Origin of the sequence: Colwellia sp. 6_MG-2023, assembly GCF_030547765.1 — a bacterium.
In the GTDB taxonomy this organism is placed as follows: domain Bacteria; phylum Pseudomonadota; class Gammaproteobacteria; order Enterobacterales; family Alteromonadaceae; genus Colwellia.
Window position 1 is genome coordinate 36,822 of sequence record NZ_JAUOPP010000009.1, and the last position, 19,981, is coordinate 56,802.

Below are 19,981 nucleotides of genomic sequence, written 5' to 3' on the forward strand. Positions count from 1 at the left end.
ATGCGAGCTTTTTTTGTATTTAGTTTATTGATAGTAACCAAAGAGAAATAGTTATGAAAAAGATATTTATTATACTTGTTAGCTTGTTATTCACGAATTCTTACGTAAAAGCAAGTGACGAAATTAAAGTTGAAGAGAATACAGCCAAAGAGGCTTGGGGGAAATTAGTAGGAGGAAAATTTATTAGCAGACCTGAATTTAAATTTATTAAAAATAACCCTTCTTTGCCTAATGTATTGATATATGGTGACTCGATTTCTATTCACTATACCAAGCAGGTACGTGAAAACATCGAAAATAGAGCAAACGTTTATCGTTTATATCGTAATGGTTCAGATTCAGGTGGATTTATTGCCAAAATGGACAAAATGCATTCAACGATGCAAAACGTCGCACTGCAAGACCGCTGGACATTTAATTGGGATGTTATTCACTTTAATGTTGGTCTTCATGATCTTAAATACGTTAAAGCTGGCAAGCTTGATAAAGCTAATGGCAAATTAACCGCTTCAATTGACGAATATAAAACCAATCTTCGCAATATTATTATTTATCTTAAAAAACTAGCGCCAGAAGCAACATTAATTTTTGCCACTACTACACCTGTGCCTGAAGGGGAAAAAGGTCGGTTTGCTGGTGATGCTATAAAATACAACACTGCAGCGTTAAGTGTGTTGAAAAACTTCCCAGAAGTACAGATCAATGATTTATACCAATTGACTAAGCCTAACCATACTAACTGGTGGGCAAAACCTGGTGATGTTCATTACAACAACAAAGGAACGAAGGCTCAAGCAAATCAAGTGTCTAGCGTTATCCTTTCACAAAAAATATTTAATTAAATCGTTTAGGAATACTCATGAAATTTCATAAAAATAAAATAACTACCGTGTTTGTCAATTTGTTGCTGGCTTCAGCAGTTATTTCGACGCCGACATATGCAGCAGAAAGTACTACAAAAAACACTGATGATAAATCGTTATCGATGGATGAACTCTGGGGAGAAAGCGGTTTAGATCAAGCTAAACATGCAAACGAAGACCGTGGTGATTGGTTTGCACAAGATAAATATTCCATGTTTATCCATTGGGGCTTATTCTCTATTCCTGCAGGTGAATGGAAAGGGAAAACTTACTACGGTATTTCTGAATGGTTAATGTCTAACAGAGTCGCTGATATTTCGGTTGAAGATTATAAACAGCTTGCCGATCAGTTTAATCCAATTGCATTTGATGCTAAAGCTTGGGTTCAACTTGCGGTTGACGCTGGCATGAAGAACATTGTTATCACAGCAAAGCATCACGAAGGTTTTGCTATGTATCACTCTAAGAGTAGTGAATATGATATTGAAGATGCAACGCCTTATAAAATTGATCCACTAAAAGAGTTAGCAAAAGCGTGTGCCGAAGCTGGTATTGGCTTAGGCTTTTATTATTCACAAATGCAAGATTGGTATGAACAAGGTGGTGCTGGTCTGCATTGGACAAGTGAAGAACAAAAAGGCGATTTTACCGCCTATTTCAACGATAAAGTTGTGCCACAAGTTACCGAATTATTAACTGAATATGGTGACATTAAAACGGTATGGTTTGATACGCCAGGCGGTATGACTAAATCACAGTCAATGCAATTAGTAAACTTAGTGCGAGATCTACAACCCAAAGCTATGATCAACAGTCGTATTGGTAATGGTGTGGGGGACTTTTCAACACTTGGAGATCATAGTCTTTCACAAGTAAATCACCCGGGACTTTGGGAAACCATTGATACTACCAATAATAGCTGGGGGGATGCTTGGTATGATAAAAACTGGAAGTCAGGCACTGAAATAATTCACCGCCTAACTTCTACTGTAGCTCGTGGTGGTAATTATATGTTGAATGTTGGTCCAACAGGAAAAGGTGTTATTCCTGAAATGGCAGCAAGTGGATTACTTAGTGCTGGTGACTGGCTTAAAACTTACGGTGAAACAATTTATGGCGCAAAAGGTTCACCTTGGGGCCGCGCACAAGCATGGGGTGATATTACGGTAAAAGGTAATAAGCTTTATTTACATGTTTTTGATTGGCCTGAAAATGATGAAATTCAATTGTCTGGTTTAGCGAACAATATTGTTTCTGCTCGTTTATTAAGTCGTGAAGAACCTGGCTTTATTGAAGGATTATTTGGTGATGATGAAGGTTTAGTCACTGTGAATAAACAACCAAATGGCTGGACAAGCTTTACTTTACCAGAAGATAAACCTGATACCTTAGTACCGGTTATTGTTGTTGAACTAGATGGCGAGCCAAAAGTTGATGATACTCCTGGTATCGACCCTAATATAAGAACGACACTTAACTCTGCGTTTGCAACTTGTAATGGTTGTAAAAATACCGAAATTCGCTGGATGCAAAAGTTTGGTGATTGGAATTATGCTAACAACTTATTAAATTGGCAAGATAACGGTGAAGGTGTTTGGCAAGTTGATGTGGCTGAAGAGGGCAAGTACTTTTTAGAAGTTGAGTATTCTGCTGATGAAATTGTTGACTTTAGTGAATGGAAAGTTTCATTTGAAGACGATGAAATCATGATACAAGCACTCGATACAGGTGAGCGCAAAGATTCAGCACGTCAACCTAAAGGCAGATCGTTATATCGCTATCGTACCAATGAAGTAGGGGTTGTGAACCTTAATTCGGGTAAACAATCGATTAAAATCAGCCCTAAAGGTAAGGTTGTTGGCGGCGGTATAAATTTAAAAGCCATTCATTTAACGCCTTTTTCTAAGTAAATTATTTAACGTATTGGAAATAATCTAATGTATAACAATATAGAACGACGTCATTTTTTAAAGTTATTAGGCTCTGGCTTAGCCGTTGCGGCTTTTAGTGTACCTTTAATCAGTTTTGCAAAAGGGCTTACGGGTAAAGGTGGTTGGACCTCGAAGGAAGCTGACTTTTATGTCGCGGTTGATGGTAATGATGACTTCACGGGCACTACAGCTGAACATAGAGCAAATAGTAAAACTGGTCCTTTCGCTTCAGTAAAGCGTGCGCGTGATGCGGTTCGAGAACTTAAGAAAAAACAGCCTAATAAAAATATAGTTGTACTTATTCGTGGAGGTATGTACCAGCTAGATGAAACAGTCACTTTTGGAGTTGAAGATTCGGCAGCCGATAATTTTACTATCACTTATGCTGCTTTCCCTGGTGAAAAACCTGTTTTCAGTTCAGGTCGTCATATTACCGGTTGGGAAAAAGCACCGAGTAATACTCCAGGTTTACCTGCTAATGCAAAAGGCCAGGTGTGGCAAGCAAGTATTAAAGATGGTTTTACGACTTTATATGATGAAATAGGCCGATTGCCTCGTACCCGTACCGATGGGTTTGTTACGAAGAAAAAAGGTAAGAAAAATCTTATTAGTTTCCCTGAAAAAATGTTTATTGATTGGGTAAACCCAAATGATGCTGAGGTAATAGTTCGCCCGCATCATGCTTGGATTGTTAATATTCTCCCGGTTAAATCGATGAACAAAAGCAAACGAACGGCGACGACTACACAAGACTCAACCTACGCTATGAATAAGTTACATTTTTTACCGACAACAGAAAATGCGTGGATTGAAAATGTTATTGAAGAACTCAATGAACCAGGTAATTGGGTAGTTGATACCAAGGCCGGTAAAGTGTATTTATGGCCTCGAAACAATGCACAAGCAGCCGACCTTAATGCCAATATTGTTACTCCTGAATTGATCGAATTATTCCGAGTTGAAGGTGATATAGATGAAACGGGGCTAAAAGATATTCCTGTTAAAAATCTACGTTTTAATGGCCTTACGTTTAAACATGGTAAACGTTGGACCGTCGAAAAAGATGATAAAGGGCTACAACATGATTGGGATTTTCATGATAGAGCAAGTGCTTTAGTACGCTTTAGAGGTACTGAATATTGTACGGTTGAGCATTGTCATTTTACCGATAGTAGTAGCGGTGCTATTCGTGTTGATTTGCATGGACAATATAATCAAATCAACAATAACCATATTGAAAAATTAGGTGGTGCTGGTGTATTGATCGCAGGTTATGGACCGGGTATAAAAAATGTTAGTCATCATAATGTGGTTTATAACAACCATATCCATCATATTGGTGAAATTTATAACCACTCGCAAGGTGTGCTGCTTTGGCAAAGTGGTGAAAACCGTGTTGCCAATAACTTAATTCATAATCTTGATTATATTGCCCTGACTATTTCTGGCTTTATGACCCACTTCTTTGATAAAAATCCCAAAGGTAGAGAGTTATGCCGAACTGTCCGCAGAAATGAAATACCAAAAGCTAAAGGGAGGCAATATACTTTAGAGGAAGTACGTCCTTATCTTCATAGTGTTAATAATGTCCTTGAAAATAATGAACTTCATCACGTAATGGAAAAATTAGCTGACGGTAATGCTATTTATATTCGAGGCGCAGGGGCTGGCAATGTTATTCGTCGTAACTATATCCATAATATGCTGGGTGATACGGCTATGCAGGCTGCTATCCGTACTGATGGAGGCCAAATGGATACCTTAATCAGTGAAAATGTTATTTATAAATGTCGAAGCCAAGGGATAAAATTAAAGCTAAATAACCGCGCTGAAAATAACATCATTGTTGATATTTTGAAGGCCAATCATAATGGTAAGCCCATGCCCGTTACTTTCTTTTCACTTCGTGAAGGCCCGATGACAGGCGGCAGTTTAAAAAATAATATCATGTACTCTACTGCAGAATGTGACTTTATCAATGAACAAAAAATGAATGGTGAAAAAACGCAAGACAGAAGAGGACGTGCGCCGGCTAACTCAAAAGATGCTGATACAGAGAATAATATCTATTATTGCTCGGTTAATGAAAAGTTAGGTCAAGACTTCCTAATTAAGCAGCAAGCGGATGGTGTTGATTTAAACAGCTTAGCAACAAACCCTCTTTTTGTTGATGTGAACAATGGGGACTTACGTTTGAATTCCAATTCACCAGCATTGAAATTGGGTTTTAAACCAATTGATATGACTAATATAGGGTTAGTGATTTAGCTGACTTTTAATCAAAACTTAAAAAAGGCAACTTTCATGTTGCATACTAACAATCCAGTCATTAAATACAAAGCTGGTTTATAAAACTTAGGTGAAAAAATCAATAACGTCTCAATAGTTTGTAAGTCACGGGTGTATTACGAGATACTTTTATCGTTATCAAGAATTTATCGAAGAAGGCGTTATTGATGCATTAATTGAAAATAATAATCGTGATCCAAATATTAAAAATCGGGGTGATGAAGAAAAAGAATAGCCGTAATAGCTTACGCAATCGAACAGTCAGTGTACGTTCAACACAGAATACGGAATGAACTACTTTGGCTATGTGTATTTTTTCAGGTAGCGATGTTGGTTCAATTTGGTTACGTCATAATCTAGAAAACTTTAAAAAATGTCTTAAAGCTATTGAAAATAAGGTTGCCGGTAAAGAAAGAATTTCAAGTGACGTACCCGTCGTAACCTTGGAAAAGAATAAGCATGATGGTGAAGCTTTCGGTGGGATTAAGACAACCCACATTGATTATCTCTGTTCGCAAGATAGATTCTATGTTGGTAATTTAAAATACGTTGTTCGTATTTGCTAACAGGTTTTTGTTGATACATACAGAAAAATAGCCATTACTAAGCTCTATTTGACCTAAACATCAGTACAGCTATATGTTTAATGATAAAGTTCTGCCTTATTTTGAAGCTCACGAGTTACTAATATTAAATACTTCAACCGACAGAGGAACTGAATGTTGTGGTAGAGTATAACACTATTGTTATCTGTTATTTCTGGCGATTAATGATATTGATACACGAAAACCAAAACGATATCACCACAAATGAATGCTATCTGTGAACTATTTCATAAAACTATATTAAACTAGTTTTACTGAATAACATTTAGAAAAATTTACTTAACCTTAGCTCGGGATAAGAACAAACTAAATTGAACTAAGTGTCCGCTCTACGATCTGTTGTGATTCAATAAAACCGGACACTAATTTAGGTGGTATTATTACCACTCAAACAGAGGTGTTCTATGACAAAACAACGTCGCTCTTTTTCTCAAGAGTTTCAATTTGATTCAGCAAAATTAGTCCTTGATGATGGATACTCATTTCCAGAAGCTGCTCGTTCACTAGAAGTCGGAGAAACAGCCCTTCGACGTTGGGTTAGGCAATTACAAGAAGAGCGTGGTGGCACAACACCAAACTCCAAAGCGCTTACCCCTGAGCAGCAGAGAATTAAGGAACTTGAAGCTAAAGTTAATCGACTTGAAAGAGAAAAAACAATTCTAAAAAAGGCTATGGTGAATTCAAAGGGTCAGACGAGATGAACAATATTCGGTGATAGACCAATTAAGTGAGCATGAGTCTGTGGAAATGCTCTGTAGCGTCTTTGATGTTCTACGTTCGAGCTTTTATGATTTTAAAAAGCGTGTAACATCGATAAAGCTTGAAGAGGTGCAACTTAGATCAACGATTAATGAGTTATTTTTACTCAGTCGTGAGTCAGCAGGTAGCCGCACGTTAGTAGCGATGCTGAATGACGTTGACTTACCGACAGGTGTGTTTAAGGTGCGCCGTATTATGCGCGACATGGAGTTGGTATGTAAACAACCTGGACCTCATTCATATAAGTTGGCGACTGTGGAGCGGCCAGACATTCCAAACATACTTAATCGTGAGTTTGACGTTGATAGCCCAAACCAAGTTTGGTGTGGGGATATTACCTATATTTGGACGGGTAATAAATGGTCTTATCTGGCTGTTATTATCGACTTGTTTGCTCGTCGCGTAGTTGGTTGGGCATTGTCAGATAAGCCTGATACTGAATTGGTTATTAAAGCATTAGACAGAGCCTACGAGCAACGAGGCAAGCCATCTGAATTGATGTTTCACTCAGAGCAAGGAAGCCAATACGGCGCAAAGAGGTTTCAGCAGAGGCTATGGCGTTACCGAATAAAACAAAGTATGAGCCGCCGAGGTAATTGTTGGGATAATGCGCCGATGGAGCGCCTATTTAGAAGTTTAAAAACAGAATGGGTTCCCTCATTGGGTTATAGTAATTACCAAGAGGCTGAAAAAGATATTAGCAATTATTTGATGAATCATTATAACTGGCGCAGGCCACATAGCCATAATCAAATGGTTGCCCCAGCTGTAGCTGAAGAAAAACTTAATTCACTGTCCGGAATTAGTTGACCACAACAACTTAGCTATGTAGGAAATGGAAAATCTACACGAATGAATAGATTACTATAACAATGAAATAATTCATCAAGGTAAAAAGTGTTGTGGACGCCCCCCTAAAAACTCTACTTAATGGAAAATTTATTGGAGTTGAAAAAGCTAGTTTAACACTAAGCAGATAAACCAATAAGCAGCTAAAAACCACTATTCTAAGCTCAATTATCAAATAGCATTAAACCTACAACTGTAATAATAGTTTTCATTGATATGTTTTTATACATACTAAGTCAGTTCTTTATTAATATTAGTATTAAATTCTTTATTAATATTAGTATTAAATAAGTAGTACTTTTCATTATATGAAATACATGTTGTGTTTTTATATTTAAAAATACATAAAATCATTGACCTTGATAAGTCATAGCGGTTATTATCTTATTATTATTTTTTAAGTATCAGAAATTCACTTCGTAATAAAGAGGTCAGAGGATGCACAAATGATGAATAAACGATTTGTACTATTAAGCCAAGCAGATAATGTTTATGTTTGCTGTGAAAATGTACTAAAAGATACTGAATTATGTTTAGAGGGGAAAGCTGTTGTTGTAAACGCTGATATTACTGTTGGCCACAAAATTGCGAGAAAGGGAATTCTTAAAGGTGAAAAAATCATGAAGTACGGCGTATCAATAGGCTCCGCAACTCAAAATATCACTTTTGGGGAGCATGTACATATGCACAATATGAAAAGTGATTATATTTCTAGTCATACCCGTCAAAATAAAGTAGGGGAAGAATCATGAAAGGTTTTTTAAGACCTGATGGCCGTAAAGGTATTAGAAATGTTGTACTAGTAACATACTTGGTAGAGTGTGCTCATCATGTTGCTAGAGTTATTGTTAATAAAAGTGACAATGAGAATGTTCAACTTATTGGTTTTCCAGGTTGTTATCCAAATGAATACTCTTTGAAAATTATGGAAGGTCTTTGTACTCATCCAAATGTTGCTGGAGTACTTATTGTTTCTTTAGGTTGTGAAGGTTTTAACCGCGAAAAATTGGCTAATACGATTGAAAAAAGTGGTCGTTCAGTTGAAACATTAGTTATTCAAAAGTCAGGTGGTACTAAAACTTCTATTGAATCTGGCTTAGAAAGAGTAGACGAGTTGTTTGTTGCTGCTAATAAGTTTGAAATTGTACCAATGGGGTTAAATGAATTAGTCGTTGGTACTATTTGTGGTGGCTCTGATGGCACAAGTGGTATTGGTGCAAACCCTGCTGTAGGTCATTGTTTTGACAGACTTATCGAAAAAGATGCTATTTGTATGTTCGAAGAAACTGGTGAATTAATCGGTTGTGAGCAAATTATGGCAGAAAGAGCGATAACACCTGAGTTAGGTGAAGAGATAATGAAGTCTGTTGCCAAAGCAGAGCAGTATTATACCCATATGGGCTACGGTAGCTTTGCGCCAGGAAATGCAGAAGGGGGCTTATCTACCCAAGAAGAAAAGTCAATGGGTGCGTATGCTAAATCAGGCAGTTCAAAAATACATGGTTTAATTAAACCAGGTGACATTCCAAGCCAAGGTGGCTTGTATTTAATGGATGTTGTACCAGATGGTGACCCAATGTTTGGTTTTCCAAATATTGTAGATAGCGCGGAAATTGTCGAAATGATTGCTTCTGGTTGCCACATTATTTTATTTACTACCGGTAGGGGCTCTGTTGTGGGGTCTGCAATTTCACCCGTTATTAAAGTTTGTGCTAATCCTGAAACTTACGAGAATATGTCTGGTGATATGGATATTAATGCAGGAAAAGTAATTTCAGGTGATGCGACTGTGCAAGAAGTAGGTAATGAAATATATGATCTTGTTATTGAAGTAGCAGAAGGAAATCCCTCTAAATCAGAAGAGTTAGGCCATCAAGAATTTGTTTTAACGTATAAAAAATTTGAAGGCGTTGGACCTTCTTGTTTACCAACCATTCGGTAGTTGAGGTATGACAGTGTTTAATAAAAGACAAGTAGGAAATACTAAGCTGATTGTTAGCGAGTTAGGTTTTGGTGCTGCTACCTTTGGTAATTTATATCGGCCAATGCCAGATAGTGCAGCTAAAGAAAGTATTATTAAAGCAATGGAGTTAGGATTAAATCAATTTGATACCGCACCTTACTATGGTTTTGGCTTAAGTGAACGTCGAGTCGGTGATGCACTTAGAAGCTATGATAGTAGTAGTTATGTTCTTTCTACTAAAGTTGGACGTATATTAGAGCCTTGTGCTAAAGCTGAAGATAAATATGGTTTTTGCTCGCCTATGCCATTTGAGCCTAAATATGATTATTCATACGATGGTGTGATGCGCTCATTCGAACACAGTATGCAGCGTTTAGGTTTGTCTAAAATCGATATTATATACATGCATGATATTGGTCGAGTGACTCATGGCGATGATCATGACCGTTTATTCAAAATTGCCATGGAAGGTGGTTATAAAGCAATGGATGAGCTGCGCTCACAAGGTTTGGTTTCAGCTATTGGCTTAGGTGTAAATGAATACGAAGTTTGTGAACAAGCGATGGATCACGGACATTTCGACTGCTTCTTATTAGCAGGCAGATATACTTTGTTAGAGCAAAAATCACTGCAAACATTTTTACCACGTTGTATTAAAGAAAATAGTTCTATCATACTTGGTGGTCCATATAACTCAGGTATTTTAGCTACTGGTGTTCGTCGTGAAGGGGTTGTTCCTCATTATAATTATGAGCCCGCCTCGAAAGAAATTATTAACACAGTAGCGCGTATTGAAGACATTTGTGGTGAATATAATGTTCCTCTTGCTGCAGCTGCATTGCAGTTTCCATTAGCTCACTCTGCAGTTGTTAGTGTTATTCCTGGTTTAAGCTCTGCTGATCGTGTTGAGACTACTGTTGCTCAAATGCAACATAAAATTCCAGCTGAGTTTTGGACAGCATTACAAGACGCAGGAATTTTATATCCAGACGTTCCAGTGCCTAGCACATTACCTTAAATTACATTGGATTAAGTTATGTTTCGTATTGATTCACATCAGCATTTTTGGCAGCTATCTCGTGGAGACTATGATTGGTTAACACCTGAGCTAGCACTTTTATATAAAGACTTTTTGCCAAGTGACCTTTCTCCTGTACTAGAAGAATGCGATGTGAACAATACAATACTTGTGCAAGCAGCACCAACAGTAGAAGAAACAGAGTTTATGCTAAAACTAGCTGACAACACTGATTTTATTTTAGGTGTTGTTGGCTGGGTAGATATGGAAAGTGATAAGGCTATTTCGCAGCTTGAAAGCTTTAGTCAAAATCCTTTATTCAAAGGCATAAGACCTATGTTACAAGATATTGAAGATGTGAATTGGATGCTTAAACCTGAGCTTGCTTCCGTTTTTGAATATTTAATAGATAAAGGCTTAACTTTTGATGCGTTAGTGTTGCCAAAGCATCTTGATGCTTTATATCTTTTATTGAAAAAATATTCAGATCTTAAAGTGGTCATCGATCATGGTGCTAAGCCACCTATAGAAAAAGGCTTATCACAAGAATGGTTTGAAAAAATGTCATTGATAGCTTCTGAAACAAGAGCTTATTGTAAACTTTCAGGTTTAGTGACCGAAGCAGGACATAACCCTCATCTTGATCGAATCGCACCTTATATAGAATATCTTTTAATTTGTTTTGGTCCAGAACGTTTAATGTGGGGAAGTGATTGGCCTGTAGTGAACTTATCATCAAGTTATCAATTTTGGTTAAACCAAGCTGAGGAGCTCATTGCTCCATTATCAAAAAATGAACAACAATTAATTTTGGCGGATAATGCTAAAAATTTTTATCAATTATAGAAATAATTTCAAAAGGGTTTAAAGATGGCTAATAATTTTGAAGGAAAAACTGCGTTAATAACTGGTGCAGGTAGTGGTATAGGGCAAAGTACAGCAATTAAACTTGCGAAAGAGGGAGCCCATGTTTTAATCGTTGATCTAGATCTTGAAGCGGCAAATTACACTAAAAACATGATTGAAATATTTGGTGGTAAAGCGAGTACTTTTCAATGTGACATAAGTAATAATACACAAGTAAAAGAGATAGTTGATGGTATTTTGCTAGAGAATACTATTGATATATTAATCAATAATGCTGGTATTGCTCATGTGGGTAACTTAGGAAACACCTCTGAAGATGATTTAGACAGATTGTATAACGTTAATGTAAAAGGAACATACAATTTCATGTCAGCAACTATTGACTCTATGAAGAAAAACAAAAGTGGTGTCATTATTAACTTAGCTTCCGTTGCTTCTTCTGTTGGTATAGCGGATCGTTTTGCTTATTCAATGAGTAAAGGTGCAGTGTTAACTATGACTTACTCAGTTGCTAAAGATTATATCAACGATGGTATTCGTTGTAATTGTATCGCACCTGGTCGTGTTCATACGCCATTTGTCGATAATTTCTTAGAAAAAAACTATCCAGATGATAAAGAAGAGATGTTTGAAAAACTATCTGAATCTCAGCCGATTGGTCGTATGGGGAAAGTTGAGGAAATATCAGGATTAATTCTTTATTTATGTTCTGATGAAGCAGCCTTTATTACGGGTAGTAACTTCCCTATTGATGGTGGTTTTGTCACGCTAAATAACTAAATTCAAAAAAATAAAAATAAGAAAATAACATAATTATAATAAGGTCACACTATGAATGATCCCGCTGTAACGATTAATAATGATGAAAAGTTAGTTGAATCACACACTACATCTAACGCTGATGAGCTTGTACCTAAAGCCTATTTAATACCTTTCATCTTAATTACCTTGTGTTTCCCTTTATGGGGATTTGCTAATGATATTACTAATCCATTAGTGAATGCTTTTTCAAAAGTATTACAGATGTCTGTTGCCGAAGGTACTTGGGTTCAGGTGGCTTTTTATGGTGGTTATGGGGCTATGGCCATTCCAGCGGCACTTTTTATTAAGAAGTTTTCTTATAAAGCGGGTTTAATTGTTGGTTTAGGCTTCTACGCACTTGGAGCCTTCTTATTTATTCCTGCTGCCGGTGCACAAGCATTTGCACCGTTTTTATTTGCCTTCTTTGTTATGACTTGTGGCTTATCGTTTTTAGAAACAAGTGCAAACCCTTATATTTTATCTATGGGGCCAGCATCTACTGCAACGCAGCGCTTAAATTTAGCACAAGCTTTTAACCCTGTAGGCTCTTTGTTAGGTATGTTTGTGGCAACACAATTTATTATTCAAAAGCTAAACCCTACAACAGACGCAGAGCGCAGAGCTTTAGTAGCTGACGGTTCAGATGGCGCTTTAGAACAGTTATCAGCCATAACAGCTAACGACCTTGAGGTTATTCGTAATCCTTATTTAGCCATTGGTATTGTTGTGTTTATCATGCTTTTGGTTATCGCGTTTAAGAAAATGCCACGCACAGAAGAAAAGTCTGAAAGCTTAGATATACGAGGTACATTCAAACGCTTATTAGCTAATCAAAACTACCGAGAAGGTGTTATTGCTCAAGTATTTTATGTTGGCGCACAAATTATGTGTTGGACCTTTATCATTCATTACGGCACTGAAGTATTTGTAAAAATGGGAATGGCCGAACAAGCTGCTGAAGCTAAATCTCAAATGCTAAATATTTACGCCATGATCATCTTTTGTTTAAGTCGCTTTGTATGTACCGCGTTATTAAAGTTTATTAACCCAGGTAAATTATTAATGGTATTGGCTGCGGGTGGTATTTTCTTTTCTGCAGGTACTATTTTCCTTGAAGGGGTTATTGGTGTTTATTCACTTGTGGGTATTTCAGCATGTATGTCTTTAATGTTTCCAACAATTTATGGTATTGCGTTAACAGGTACCGGTGAGGATGCAAAACTAGGTGCAGCCGGACTTATTATGGCGATTGTTGGTGGTACTTTCTTACCTATGGCACAAGCGTCAATTATTGATATGAAAGTGGTATTTGATGGATTTTCAGCAACTAAAGCGTCATTTATCTTACCTTTAATCTGTTTTGTTGTAATCGCTATTTACGGTAAACGTTCACAACGACATATACCTAAATAAGGATTAAAACTATGACAACTCGCCATTGTTTTGCCTTAGATCTTAAAGACGACCCGCAATTAATAGAAGCTTATAAAAAGCATCATAGTGCGGGTAATGTATGGCCTGAAATTATAGAAAGTATTAAGTCTTCGGGTATAGAAGACCTAGATATATACCTTGTGGGTAATCGTTTATTTATGATCATGGAAGTGAATAATGAATTCTCTTTTGCCTCAAAAGAAAAAGCCGATTTAACAAATCCAAAAGTGGTTGCATGGGAAGAGCTCATGTGGTCATTTCAACAACAATTACCTTGGGCTAAAGGTGATGAGAAATGGATGCTAATGGAACAAATTTTCACACTCAAATAAACATTGATTGTGACTGATATATTCAATTTAAAACTGTAATAGGAAAATAAAATGAAATTAATGAGAGTTGGAAACGTTGGCCAAGAGAAGCCAGCGATATTAGATGAGAATGGCGTAATTAGAGATCTTTCTGCTCATATCACAGATATTGATGGTGGCACTTTTAATAATGGCGATGCTGAAAAAATAGCAAGCCTAGATCTTAGCACTTTACCCGTTATCGATAGCAATACTCGCATTGGTCAACCTATTGCGCGTGTAGGTAAGTTTATTTGTGTTGGTTTAAACTATGCAGATCATGCCGCTGAATCAGGTATGGACGTTCCTTCTGAGCCTGTATTATTTATGAAAGCTACTTCATCAATTGTAGGGCCAAACGATACTGTTCTTATGCCTCCACAATCTCAAAAATCAGATTGGGAAGTTGAGCTAGGTGTGGTTATTGGTAAAGAAGCAAGATATGTTTCAGAAGCAGATGCTGAAGATTATGTTGCTGGTTACTGTGTTGTTAACGATTTGTCAGAGCGTGAATTCCAAATCGAAAAAGAAGGTCAGTGGTGTAAAGGTAAAGGTTGTGACACTTTTGGTCCTATTGGTCCTTACTTAGTTACTCCTGAAGATGTTGTTGACTCTAATGAATTAGATTTATGGTTAGAAGTTAATGGCGAGCGTGTACAAAACGGTAATACACGTACTATGGTATATAAAGTACCATTTTTGATTTCTTACATCAGCCAATTTATGAGCTTACAACCAGGTGATATTATTAGTACGGGTACACCTCCAGGAGTTGGTCTTGGTTTTACTCCTCCTAAATACTTAAAAGAAGGCGATACTATGCGTTTAGGTATTTCAGGATTAGGCGAGCAACAACAAAATGTAGAACGTTACAAAGCTTAAAATAGTCAGCCTATAAAGTAAGCGTTATAAAAAATCCCCTGGGCTTAATAAGCACAGGGGATTTTTTTGTTTTTAGTAAGTAACTTTTACTTTTTAATTATTAGGCTGTTTGAACTTTAAAACAGCCTAAATCAATGTTTACCTTAACTAGCTATCTAACTATTTAGCTATCTAGGCCATGAACACTTCGTAATAAAGTTTCTTCAGCGGTACCTAGATGTTTTTCCATACTAAGTACTGAACCAGCAGTGTTGTGAGTAACTAAGTTATTTAACAAGTCGATATGCTCGTCGATAGCGACAGTAAAACGCTCAAGCTCTCCTGTTTTATCCCAATGATAATGATAATGACAAACAAATGAAACAATATCGTAAAACTGATCAGTAAAGCGATTTCTCGTACTTTGTTTAATTTTATGGTGTAGGGCTTTATCTAAATCTGGAAACTCTAAATAACGATTTTCCATATCAACTCTTACTTCTTGATGCCGTATAAGTAATTCATTAAGTTCATTCCAAATAGGATCCTCTTTAGGCACTTTTAATAAATCAGTAATAGCTTTTATTTCTACCATATCCCTAAACGACACCAATTCTCTAGCAAAATCCTTATCAAACTTCACCATTCGCCACCGACCTTGAGGGATCTTTTCGATCAAACCATTGTTAGAGAATTTTATTAGAAATTCACGAACGGTAATAGTAGTGCAACCTGAGATTTTAGATAGGCTTAATTCAGAGAAACGATCACCTGGAAGTAGCTGTCCTGTATTAATTAGTCCAAGAAAATACTTTTCTATTTGTGCATCTTTCGTTGAATTAGTATCTTTTATATCGAAATAATCATCTGGTACTGGCTTGCGAAGTACAACTTTATTTACGCCGTCTCGTTTACTAAATCAATTTCACATAAATGCTCAATACAAGATCTTACTGTAGTACGGCTTATACCTAATAACTTGGTAAGTTCAATATCATTAGCCATAACACTTTGTCCCTCTGGAAGAGCTTCAATGTGCTGTAACATTCGATTTATTGATTGCTTAAAAAGGTAGGTTTGTGTTTTCAAGTTTAACTTCCTTTTCATTAAATGATTTTCTAGTTGTACTCTATAGTTAAGTGTATATTTATTCTTTAATAAAGATCTATATAGATCACGATTTTTAGACATTATTTAACCTAAAAATATGTTGTTTTTGTCTAAAAACATCCTTTATAGCAATAAATTGTATTTTTAAAATACTTTACACAAAATGATACAGTAAAGGGCTGAGTCTTCTGAGGAGAATGTTATTCAAAATAATGCTCCAAATCTTGATAGCCTTGCTTAATATGTTCAATAAGTAAGGTTAGTTTTTCAGGTTTATATCGCGTGTAGGGATAAACAGCAAAAACCCCTAGCGAACGTGCCTTATAATCGCTCAGCACATTGACCAATAAACCTGCTTGTAATTCTTCATAAACACTACATTTAGGCACATAAATAATCCCAATATCATTCATAGCTGCTTTTTTTAGAGAATAAGCATTATTTGAAGACATACAGCCTCTTACTAATATTGATTTTTGCTCGCCATTGTCATCAAAGCGCCACTCATTACTACCATTTGCTTGTAGATCGTAGCAAAGGCAGTTATGGCGTTTCAGATCATCAATTGTATTTAATGCTTTATTCGCTTTTAAATACTCGGGTGAAGCACAGACAATCCAATTAGATTCCAATAAAGGCACAGCTATAAGGGAAGAATCCTCTAGTACAGCTGTTCTTATAGCTAAATCAACACCTTCTTCAACTAAGTCGATAAGCTTATTTTCAAGTCGTAATTCAATGGTGATTTTAGGGTAGGTTTTGCAAAAACTTGATACTAATTCTGCCAGTAATAACTCACCTGAAATGGTAGGTACAGACATTGTAATATGACCAGAAATGTCTCTAGATAACTCGTTAACCGCGGTAAAAGCATCATTTGCTTGCTGGTTAATACCTTTGGCATGTTTATAAAGTAATTTACCTGCGTCAGTAAGACTAAGCTTTCGAGTGGTTCTATAAAGTAGCTGTGTATTTAACTGTTTTTCTAGTGCCGATATTTTTTTACTAACAACGGTTTTGGACAAACCTGTTTTTTGAGCTGCCAGGCTAAAAGACTTCTCTTCTACTACTACAGCAAAAATTGCTAACTCAGATGCACCGTTCATATCAAACTCATTATGTTTAAAATGGAAATAGTTTATTTTTCTATTGCGAATATACAGGTAAATGTCAACAGAGTATATTGCTCATATAGGAGAAACAATGTAGGATATTATAAATAATAATACTTTTGTCTGTGTTTCATACTAAATTGTTAAACTAGATGGATATTGAATCTATATCCAAATTACCTTCGTAGAATAAGGGCGGATAAATGTCTGACAAAAATAATTACACTGACGCTAATCAATCTAACACGATTGAATGTTTGAATATTTCCGAGAAGAGAGTCGGACTATTTGTTACCTGTTTGGTAAATACAATGCGTCCTTCAGTAGGTTTTGCTTCCATCACTTTGCTTGAGCAAGCAGGTTGTACTGTTGAAGTTCCTGCTGCTCAATCTTGCTGTGGACAACCCGCATTTAATTCAGGTGACGATGAAGGTACTCGTCAAATTGCCTATCAAGTAATCGAACAGTTTGAAGAATTTGATTATGTTGTTTTACCTTCGGGTTCATGTGCTTCAATGATCAAAAAGAACTTTATAGAAGTATTTAAAGAGCAACCCGGTTGGCAAGCAAGAGCTCAACATTTAGCTGACAGAACTCATGAACTGCTCTCATTTTTAGTTGATGTATGTAATTTCAAACCGAAGGGTGTTGAACTTGATGGGACATTCACTTATCACGATAGTTGCTCTGGTTACCGTTCTCTTAATGTTTACGAGCAACCAAGAGAAATGCTTTCTACCGTTAAAGGTTTAGAGCATAAACCATTGAATGGTCATTCTGAATGCTGTGGTTTTGGTGGAACATTTTGTGTTAAATATTCAGACATATCTAACGCCATTGTTAGCGAAAAAGTAGAAAATGTTGTTGCTGCTGACGCTGATTATTTACTTGGTGGCGATATGGGATGTTTAATGAACATCGCAGGAAAGCTTAATCGAGAAGGTAATCAAAAAATTACTGCATTGCACACCGCTGAAGTTTTAACGGGTTTAGCACCAAAGATTATAGGGGCTAACGATGCAAGCTAATAAACCTGAAAATTTTACTCAAAATGTTACTGATGCTTTAGCACAACCTGATTTAAAAATGATCATCAGGCGTACAACCGACAAAGCTGAAGCAAAACGTACTGATGCCATTGTAAACTTTCCTGAATTTGAAAAAGCACGAGCACAAGGTCAAAAAGTTAAAGACCATACCATTAAGCATATGGATCATTATTTGGCGGAATTTGAAAAAAATGCTTTAGCTCAAGGTACTATTGTTCATTGGGCGAGTACTGCTGAAGAAGCTTCAAAAATTGTGCTAGATATCTGTCGTGAACACAAAGCTAAAAAAGTAACTCGTAGCAAATCTATGTTGGGCGAAGAAATAGGCTTAACACACGCTTTTGATAATTCAGATATGGAGCGCATTGAAACCGATCTTGCCGAACATATTATTCAACTGGCGGGTGATCCACCATCGCATATCATTTGGCCTGCTATGCATAGAAGCAGGGAAGACGTTGTTAAACTTTTTAGGGAGTTTCATAGCGATCCAACTTATTCAGAAGAAATTACTGATCTGGTAAGAAGTGCACGTAGGGATCTTCGCACTAAGTTTTTAACATCTGATATTGGCATTAGTGGCTCTAATTTCTTACTTGCCGACAGTGGCTCTTCTTGTACAGTAACCAATGAAGGCAATGCTGAACTCACAATTACTCCACCTAAAGTACACATAGTTACTGCAGGTATTGAGAAGCTTGTACCATCAATGGCACATGCAATCCCTTTATTACGTTTGTTAACACGCTCTGCTACTGGCGCAGATATCACGCAATATATAACTTTTCATAATGGTCCCAAAAGAAAGAATGATGCTGATGGACCCCAAGAATGTCACATTGTTTTAGTTGATAACGGTCGAACAAAAATGCTCGTTGAAGGCATGGAAGAAATGCTGCGCTGTATTCGTTGTGGAGCTTGTATGAATCATTGTGTGGTATATAAACATATTGGCGGACATGCTTATGGCTCTGTATATCCTGGACCTATGGGATCGGTACTTACGCCTCATTTACAAAGCCTTGAAGTCGCCAATAAACAAACTCATGCTTGTACCATGAACGGGCGTTGTGAAGATGTTTGCCCTGTTAATATTCCTCTTCCTAAACTATTACGCTCGCTGCGCGCGCAATCGTGGCAGAAAAAGTATGAGCCACTAACCAATCGTTTTGTTGTTAAGTTTTTTGGCCAATTAGCTAAAAGACCTCAATTGTTTCAGTTGTTCTCGTCATGTGGCGTTATATTTATGAAAATATTTAGTCGTAATGGCTGGATCAAGTTTATGCCTTTTACGTCTGGATGGACGAAAAATCGTGATTTAATAGAGCCAGAAACAACAACATTTATGCATCAATATAAAAAAATGAAAAAATCTAAAAGTGATGGAGCGTAAATAATGAATAAACACATAAGCGATATGAGCAGAGAAAAAATATTCAATGCTATTAAAAGTGCAAAACCAACTATCACTGCCGATGCTAAAACTATTGAAGATGAAGCACTTGATCTTTTAAAAGAGAGTGAATATGCGCGTCCTCAATTAATGTCTGAAGACGCAACTGAAGCATTAATGTTAAGAATTGATGCGGGTTTAGTTATAGGGACAACATGCGAGAAAATTTCGACCCTTGATATGTTACCTCATTCGGTAAAGCAGTTTTTTAATAAAAACGCTTTACCATCTGAACTTAAAGTCCAGAGTGTTGAACCATTAAATAAATTAAACTGGCAGGGTATAACAACAGATATCGATATTGTAAACGATAACACTGTGGGTTTATGTTGGGCGGAATATGGTGTTGCTGAATCCGGTTCGTTTGTTGCACATTCGAGTCCTGAAATGCCTATTTTACTTAACTTCCTCCCGTTGTATTTGATTGCCGTTATACCTAAGTCAAAAATACTTCACTACATGGATGACTACGCGCTTATCGCAAATGAAATGGCTAAGAACAAACAAACGCCACGAAATATGTGTTTAATATCAGGCGTTAGTGGCACAACAGATATTGAAGGTGTATTAGTTAAAGGCGCTCACGGGCCTGAAGTTTTACATATTATTATTGTTGAGGATGAATAACTCTTTTTAGGTAAGTGTAGTTATTTATTAGATTTACGTG

Annotated in this window: 18 protein-coding genes and 1 pseudogene; 16 read left to right on the top strand and 3 right to left on the bottom strand. The window is 36.6% G+C overall.

The window, feature by feature from the left end:
* The first annotated feature begins 53 nt into the window (after positions 1–53).
* The 13 genes and pseudogenes from Q4503_RS07580 (at position 54) to Q4503_RS07640 (ending at position 14,611) form a co-directional block, all read left to right on the top strand.
* Entirely contained in the window at positions 54–842 is a 789-nt protein-coding gene (locus Q4503_RS07580; protein ID WP_303601875.1) for an SGNH/GDSL hydrolase family protein, read from the top strand.
* A gap of 17 nt (positions 843–859) precedes the next feature.
* Positions 860–2,773, top strand: coding sequence for an alpha-L-fucosidase (locus Q4503_RS07585; RefSeq protein WP_303601876.1), 1,914 nt, complete (start codon positions 860–862; stop codon positions 2,771–2,773).
* Between the two features lie 27 nt (positions 2,774–2,800).
* Entirely contained in the window at positions 2,801–5,062 is a 2,262-nt protein-coding gene (locus tag Q4503_RS07590; RefSeq protein WP_303601877.1) for a right-handed parallel beta-helix repeat-containing protein, read from the top strand.
* Positions 5,063–5,098: 36 nt separating this feature from the next.
* Positions 5,099–5,934: pseudogene (locus tag Q4503_RS07595) on the top strand (helix-turn-helix domain-containing protein); the annotation flags it as partial.
* 158 nt (positions 5,935–6,092) lie between these two features.
* A protein-coding gene (locus tag Q4503_RS07600) for an IS3 family transposase (protein WP_303601878.1) occupies positions 6,093–7,257 on the top strand; the annotation gives its coding sequence in 2 pieces (ribosomal slippage) (positions 6,093–6,377 and positions 6,379–7,257; 1,164 coding nt in all).
* A gap of 485 nt (positions 7,258–7,742) precedes the next feature.
* Positions 7,743–8,048: a UxaA family hydrolase gene (locus Q4503_RS07605; RefSeq protein ID WP_303601879.1), complete on the top strand. Its 306-nt coding sequence runs from the start codon at positions 7,743–7,745 to the stop codon at positions 8,046–8,048.
* Positions 8,045–9,238 (top strand): UxaA family hydrolase, encoded by a 1,194-nt coding sequence (locus Q4503_RS07610; protein WP_303601880.1) that lies wholly within the window; start codon positions 8,045–8,047, stop codon positions 9,236–9,238. The genes Q4503_RS07605 and Q4503_RS07610 overlap by 4 nt, the downstream gene beginning before the upstream one ends.
* Before the next feature lie 7 nt (positions 9,239–9,245).
* Entirely contained in the window at positions 9,246–10,277 is a 1,032-nt protein-coding gene (locus tag Q4503_RS07615; protein WP_303601881.1) for an aldo/keto reductase, read from the top strand.
* Positions 10,278–10,295: 18 nt separating this feature from the next.
* Positions 10,296–11,123, top strand: coding sequence for an amidohydrolase (locus Q4503_RS07620; RefSeq protein WP_303601882.1), 828 nt, complete (start codon positions 10,296–10,298; stop codon positions 11,121–11,123).
* Positions 11,124–11,147: 24 nt separating this feature from the next.
* Complete coding sequence (locus Q4503_RS07625) at positions 11,148–11,924, top strand: SDR family NAD(P)-dependent oxidoreductase (RefSeq protein ID WP_303601883.1); 777 nt, start codon at positions 11,148–11,150, stop codon at positions 11,922–11,924.
* Positions 11,925–11,975: 51 nt separating this feature from the next.
* A complete protein-coding gene (gene fucP / locus Q4503_RS07630) occupies positions 11,976–13,358 on the top strand; it encodes an L-fucose:H+ symporter permease (protein WP_303601884.1) in 1,383 nt (460 codons plus the stop codon).
* A gap of 11 nt (positions 13,359–13,369) precedes the next feature.
* Positions 13,370–13,711: an L-rhamnose mutarotase gene (locus Q4503_RS07635; RefSeq protein WP_303601885.1), complete on the top strand. Its 342-nt coding sequence runs from the start codon at positions 13,370–13,372 to the stop codon at positions 13,709–13,711.
* A 51-nt stretch (positions 13,712–13,762) separates the two neighbouring features.
* The gene (locus Q4503_RS07640) at positions 13,763–14,611 is read left to right on the top strand and encodes a fumarylacetoacetate hydrolase family protein (protein ID WP_303601886.1); all 849 of its coding nucleotides are present in this window, start codon (positions 13,763–13,765) and stop codon (positions 14,609–14,611) included.
* A gap of 163 nt (positions 14,612–14,774) precedes the next feature.
* Here Q4503_RS07640 and Q4503_RS07645 read toward each other — a convergent pair whose 3' ends face one another.
* From Q4503_RS07645 to Q4503_RS07655, 3 genes are all read right to left on the bottom strand, one after another.
* Positions 14,775–15,233 (bottom strand): FCD domain-containing protein, encoded by a 459-nt coding sequence (locus Q4503_RS07645; protein ID WP_303601887.1) that lies wholly within the window; start codon positions 15,231–15,233, stop codon positions 14,775–14,777.
* Between the two features lie 254 nt (positions 15,234–15,487).
* Entirely contained in the window at positions 15,488–15,679 is a 192-nt protein-coding gene (locus Q4503_RS07650; RefSeq protein WP_303601888.1) for a hypothetical protein, read from the bottom strand.
* Positions 15,680–15,900: 221 nt separating this feature from the next.
* Positions 15,901–16,806, bottom strand: coding sequence for a LysR family transcriptional regulator (locus Q4503_RS07655; RefSeq protein ID WP_303601889.1), 906 nt, complete (start codon positions 16,804–16,806; stop codon positions 15,901–15,903).
* A 209-nt stretch (positions 16,807–17,015) separates the two neighbouring features.
* Between Q4503_RS07655 and Q4503_RS07660 the strand changes: the two genes are divergently transcribed.
* The 3 genes from Q4503_RS07660 to Q4503_RS07670 are packed head-to-tail and all read left to right on the top strand — an operon-like array spanning position 17,016 to position 19,941.
* Positions 17,016–17,840: a (Fe-S)-binding protein gene (locus tag Q4503_RS07660; protein WP_303601890.1), complete on the top strand. Its 825-nt coding sequence runs from the start codon at positions 17,016–17,018 to the stop codon at positions 17,838–17,840.
* Entirely contained in the window at positions 17,830–19,254 is a 1,425-nt protein-coding gene (locus Q4503_RS07665) for a lactate utilization protein B (RefSeq protein WP_303601891.1), read from the top strand. Before Q4503_RS07660 ends, Q4503_RS07665 begins: the two co-directional genes overlap by 11 nt.
* A 3-nt stretch (positions 19,255–19,257) precedes the next feature.
* Entirely contained in the window at positions 19,258–19,941 is a 684-nt protein-coding gene (locus tag Q4503_RS07670; protein WP_303601892.1) for a lactate utilization protein, read from the top strand.
* Positions 19,942–19,981 lie beyond the last annotated feature (40 nt).

Excerpts from the sequence above, each read along its gene's own strand:
- Q4503_RS07580 (WP_303601875.1), top strand. The coding sequence starts at position 54 with ATGAAAAAGATATTTATTATACTTGTTAGCTTGTTATTCACGAATTCT.
- Q4503_RS07585 (WP_303601876.1), top strand. The coding sequence starts at position 860 with ATGAAATTTCATAAAAATAAAATAACTACCGTGTTTGTCAATTTGTTG.
- Q4503_RS07590 (WP_303601877.1), top strand. The coding sequence starts at position 2,801 with ATGTATAACAATATAGAACGACGTCATTTTTTAAAGTTATTAGGCTCT.
- Q4503_RS07605 (WP_303601879.1), top strand. The coding sequence starts at position 7,743 with ATGATGAATAAACGATTTGTACTATTAAGCCAAGCAGATAATGTTTAT.
- Q4503_RS07610 (WP_303601880.1), top strand. The coding sequence starts at position 8,045 with ATGAAAGGTTTTTTAAGACCTGATGGCCGTAAAGGTATTAGAAATGTT.
- Q4503_RS07615 (WP_303601881.1), top strand. The coding sequence starts at position 9,246 with ATGACAGTGTTTAATAAAAGACAAGTAGGAAATACTAAGCTGATTGTT.
- Q4503_RS07620 (WP_303601882.1), top strand. The coding sequence starts at position 10,296 with ATGTTTCGTATTGATTCACATCAGCATTTTTGGCAGCTATCTCGTGGA.
- Q4503_RS07625 (WP_303601883.1), top strand. The coding sequence starts at position 11,148 with ATGGCTAATAATTTTGAAGGAAAAACTGCGTTAATAACTGGTGCAGGT.
- fucP (WP_303601884.1), top strand. The coding sequence starts at position 11,976 with ATGAATGATCCCGCTGTAACGATTAATAATGATGAAAAGTTAGTTGAA.
- Q4503_RS07635 (WP_303601885.1), top strand. The coding sequence starts at position 13,370 with ATGACAACTCGCCATTGTTTTGCCTTAGATCTTAAAGACGACCCGCAA.
- Q4503_RS07640 (WP_303601886.1), top strand. The coding sequence starts at position 13,763 with ATGAAATTAATGAGAGTTGGAAACGTTGGCCAAGAGAAGCCAGCGATA.
- Q4503_RS07655 (WP_303601889.1), bottom strand. The coding sequence starts at position 16,806 with ATGAACGGTGCATCTGAGTTAGCAATTTTTGCTGTAGTAGTAGAAGAG.
- Q4503_RS07660 (WP_303601890.1), top strand. The coding sequence starts at position 17,016 with ATGTCTGACAAAAATAATTACACTGACGCTAATCAATCTAACACGATT.
- Q4503_RS07665 (WP_303601891.1), top strand. The coding sequence starts at position 17,830 with ATGCAAGCTAATAAACCTGAAAATTTTACTCAAAATGTTACTGATGCT.
- Q4503_RS07670 (WP_303601892.1), top strand. The coding sequence starts at position 19,258 with ATGAATAAACACATAAGCGATATGAGCAGAGAAAAAATATTCAATGCT.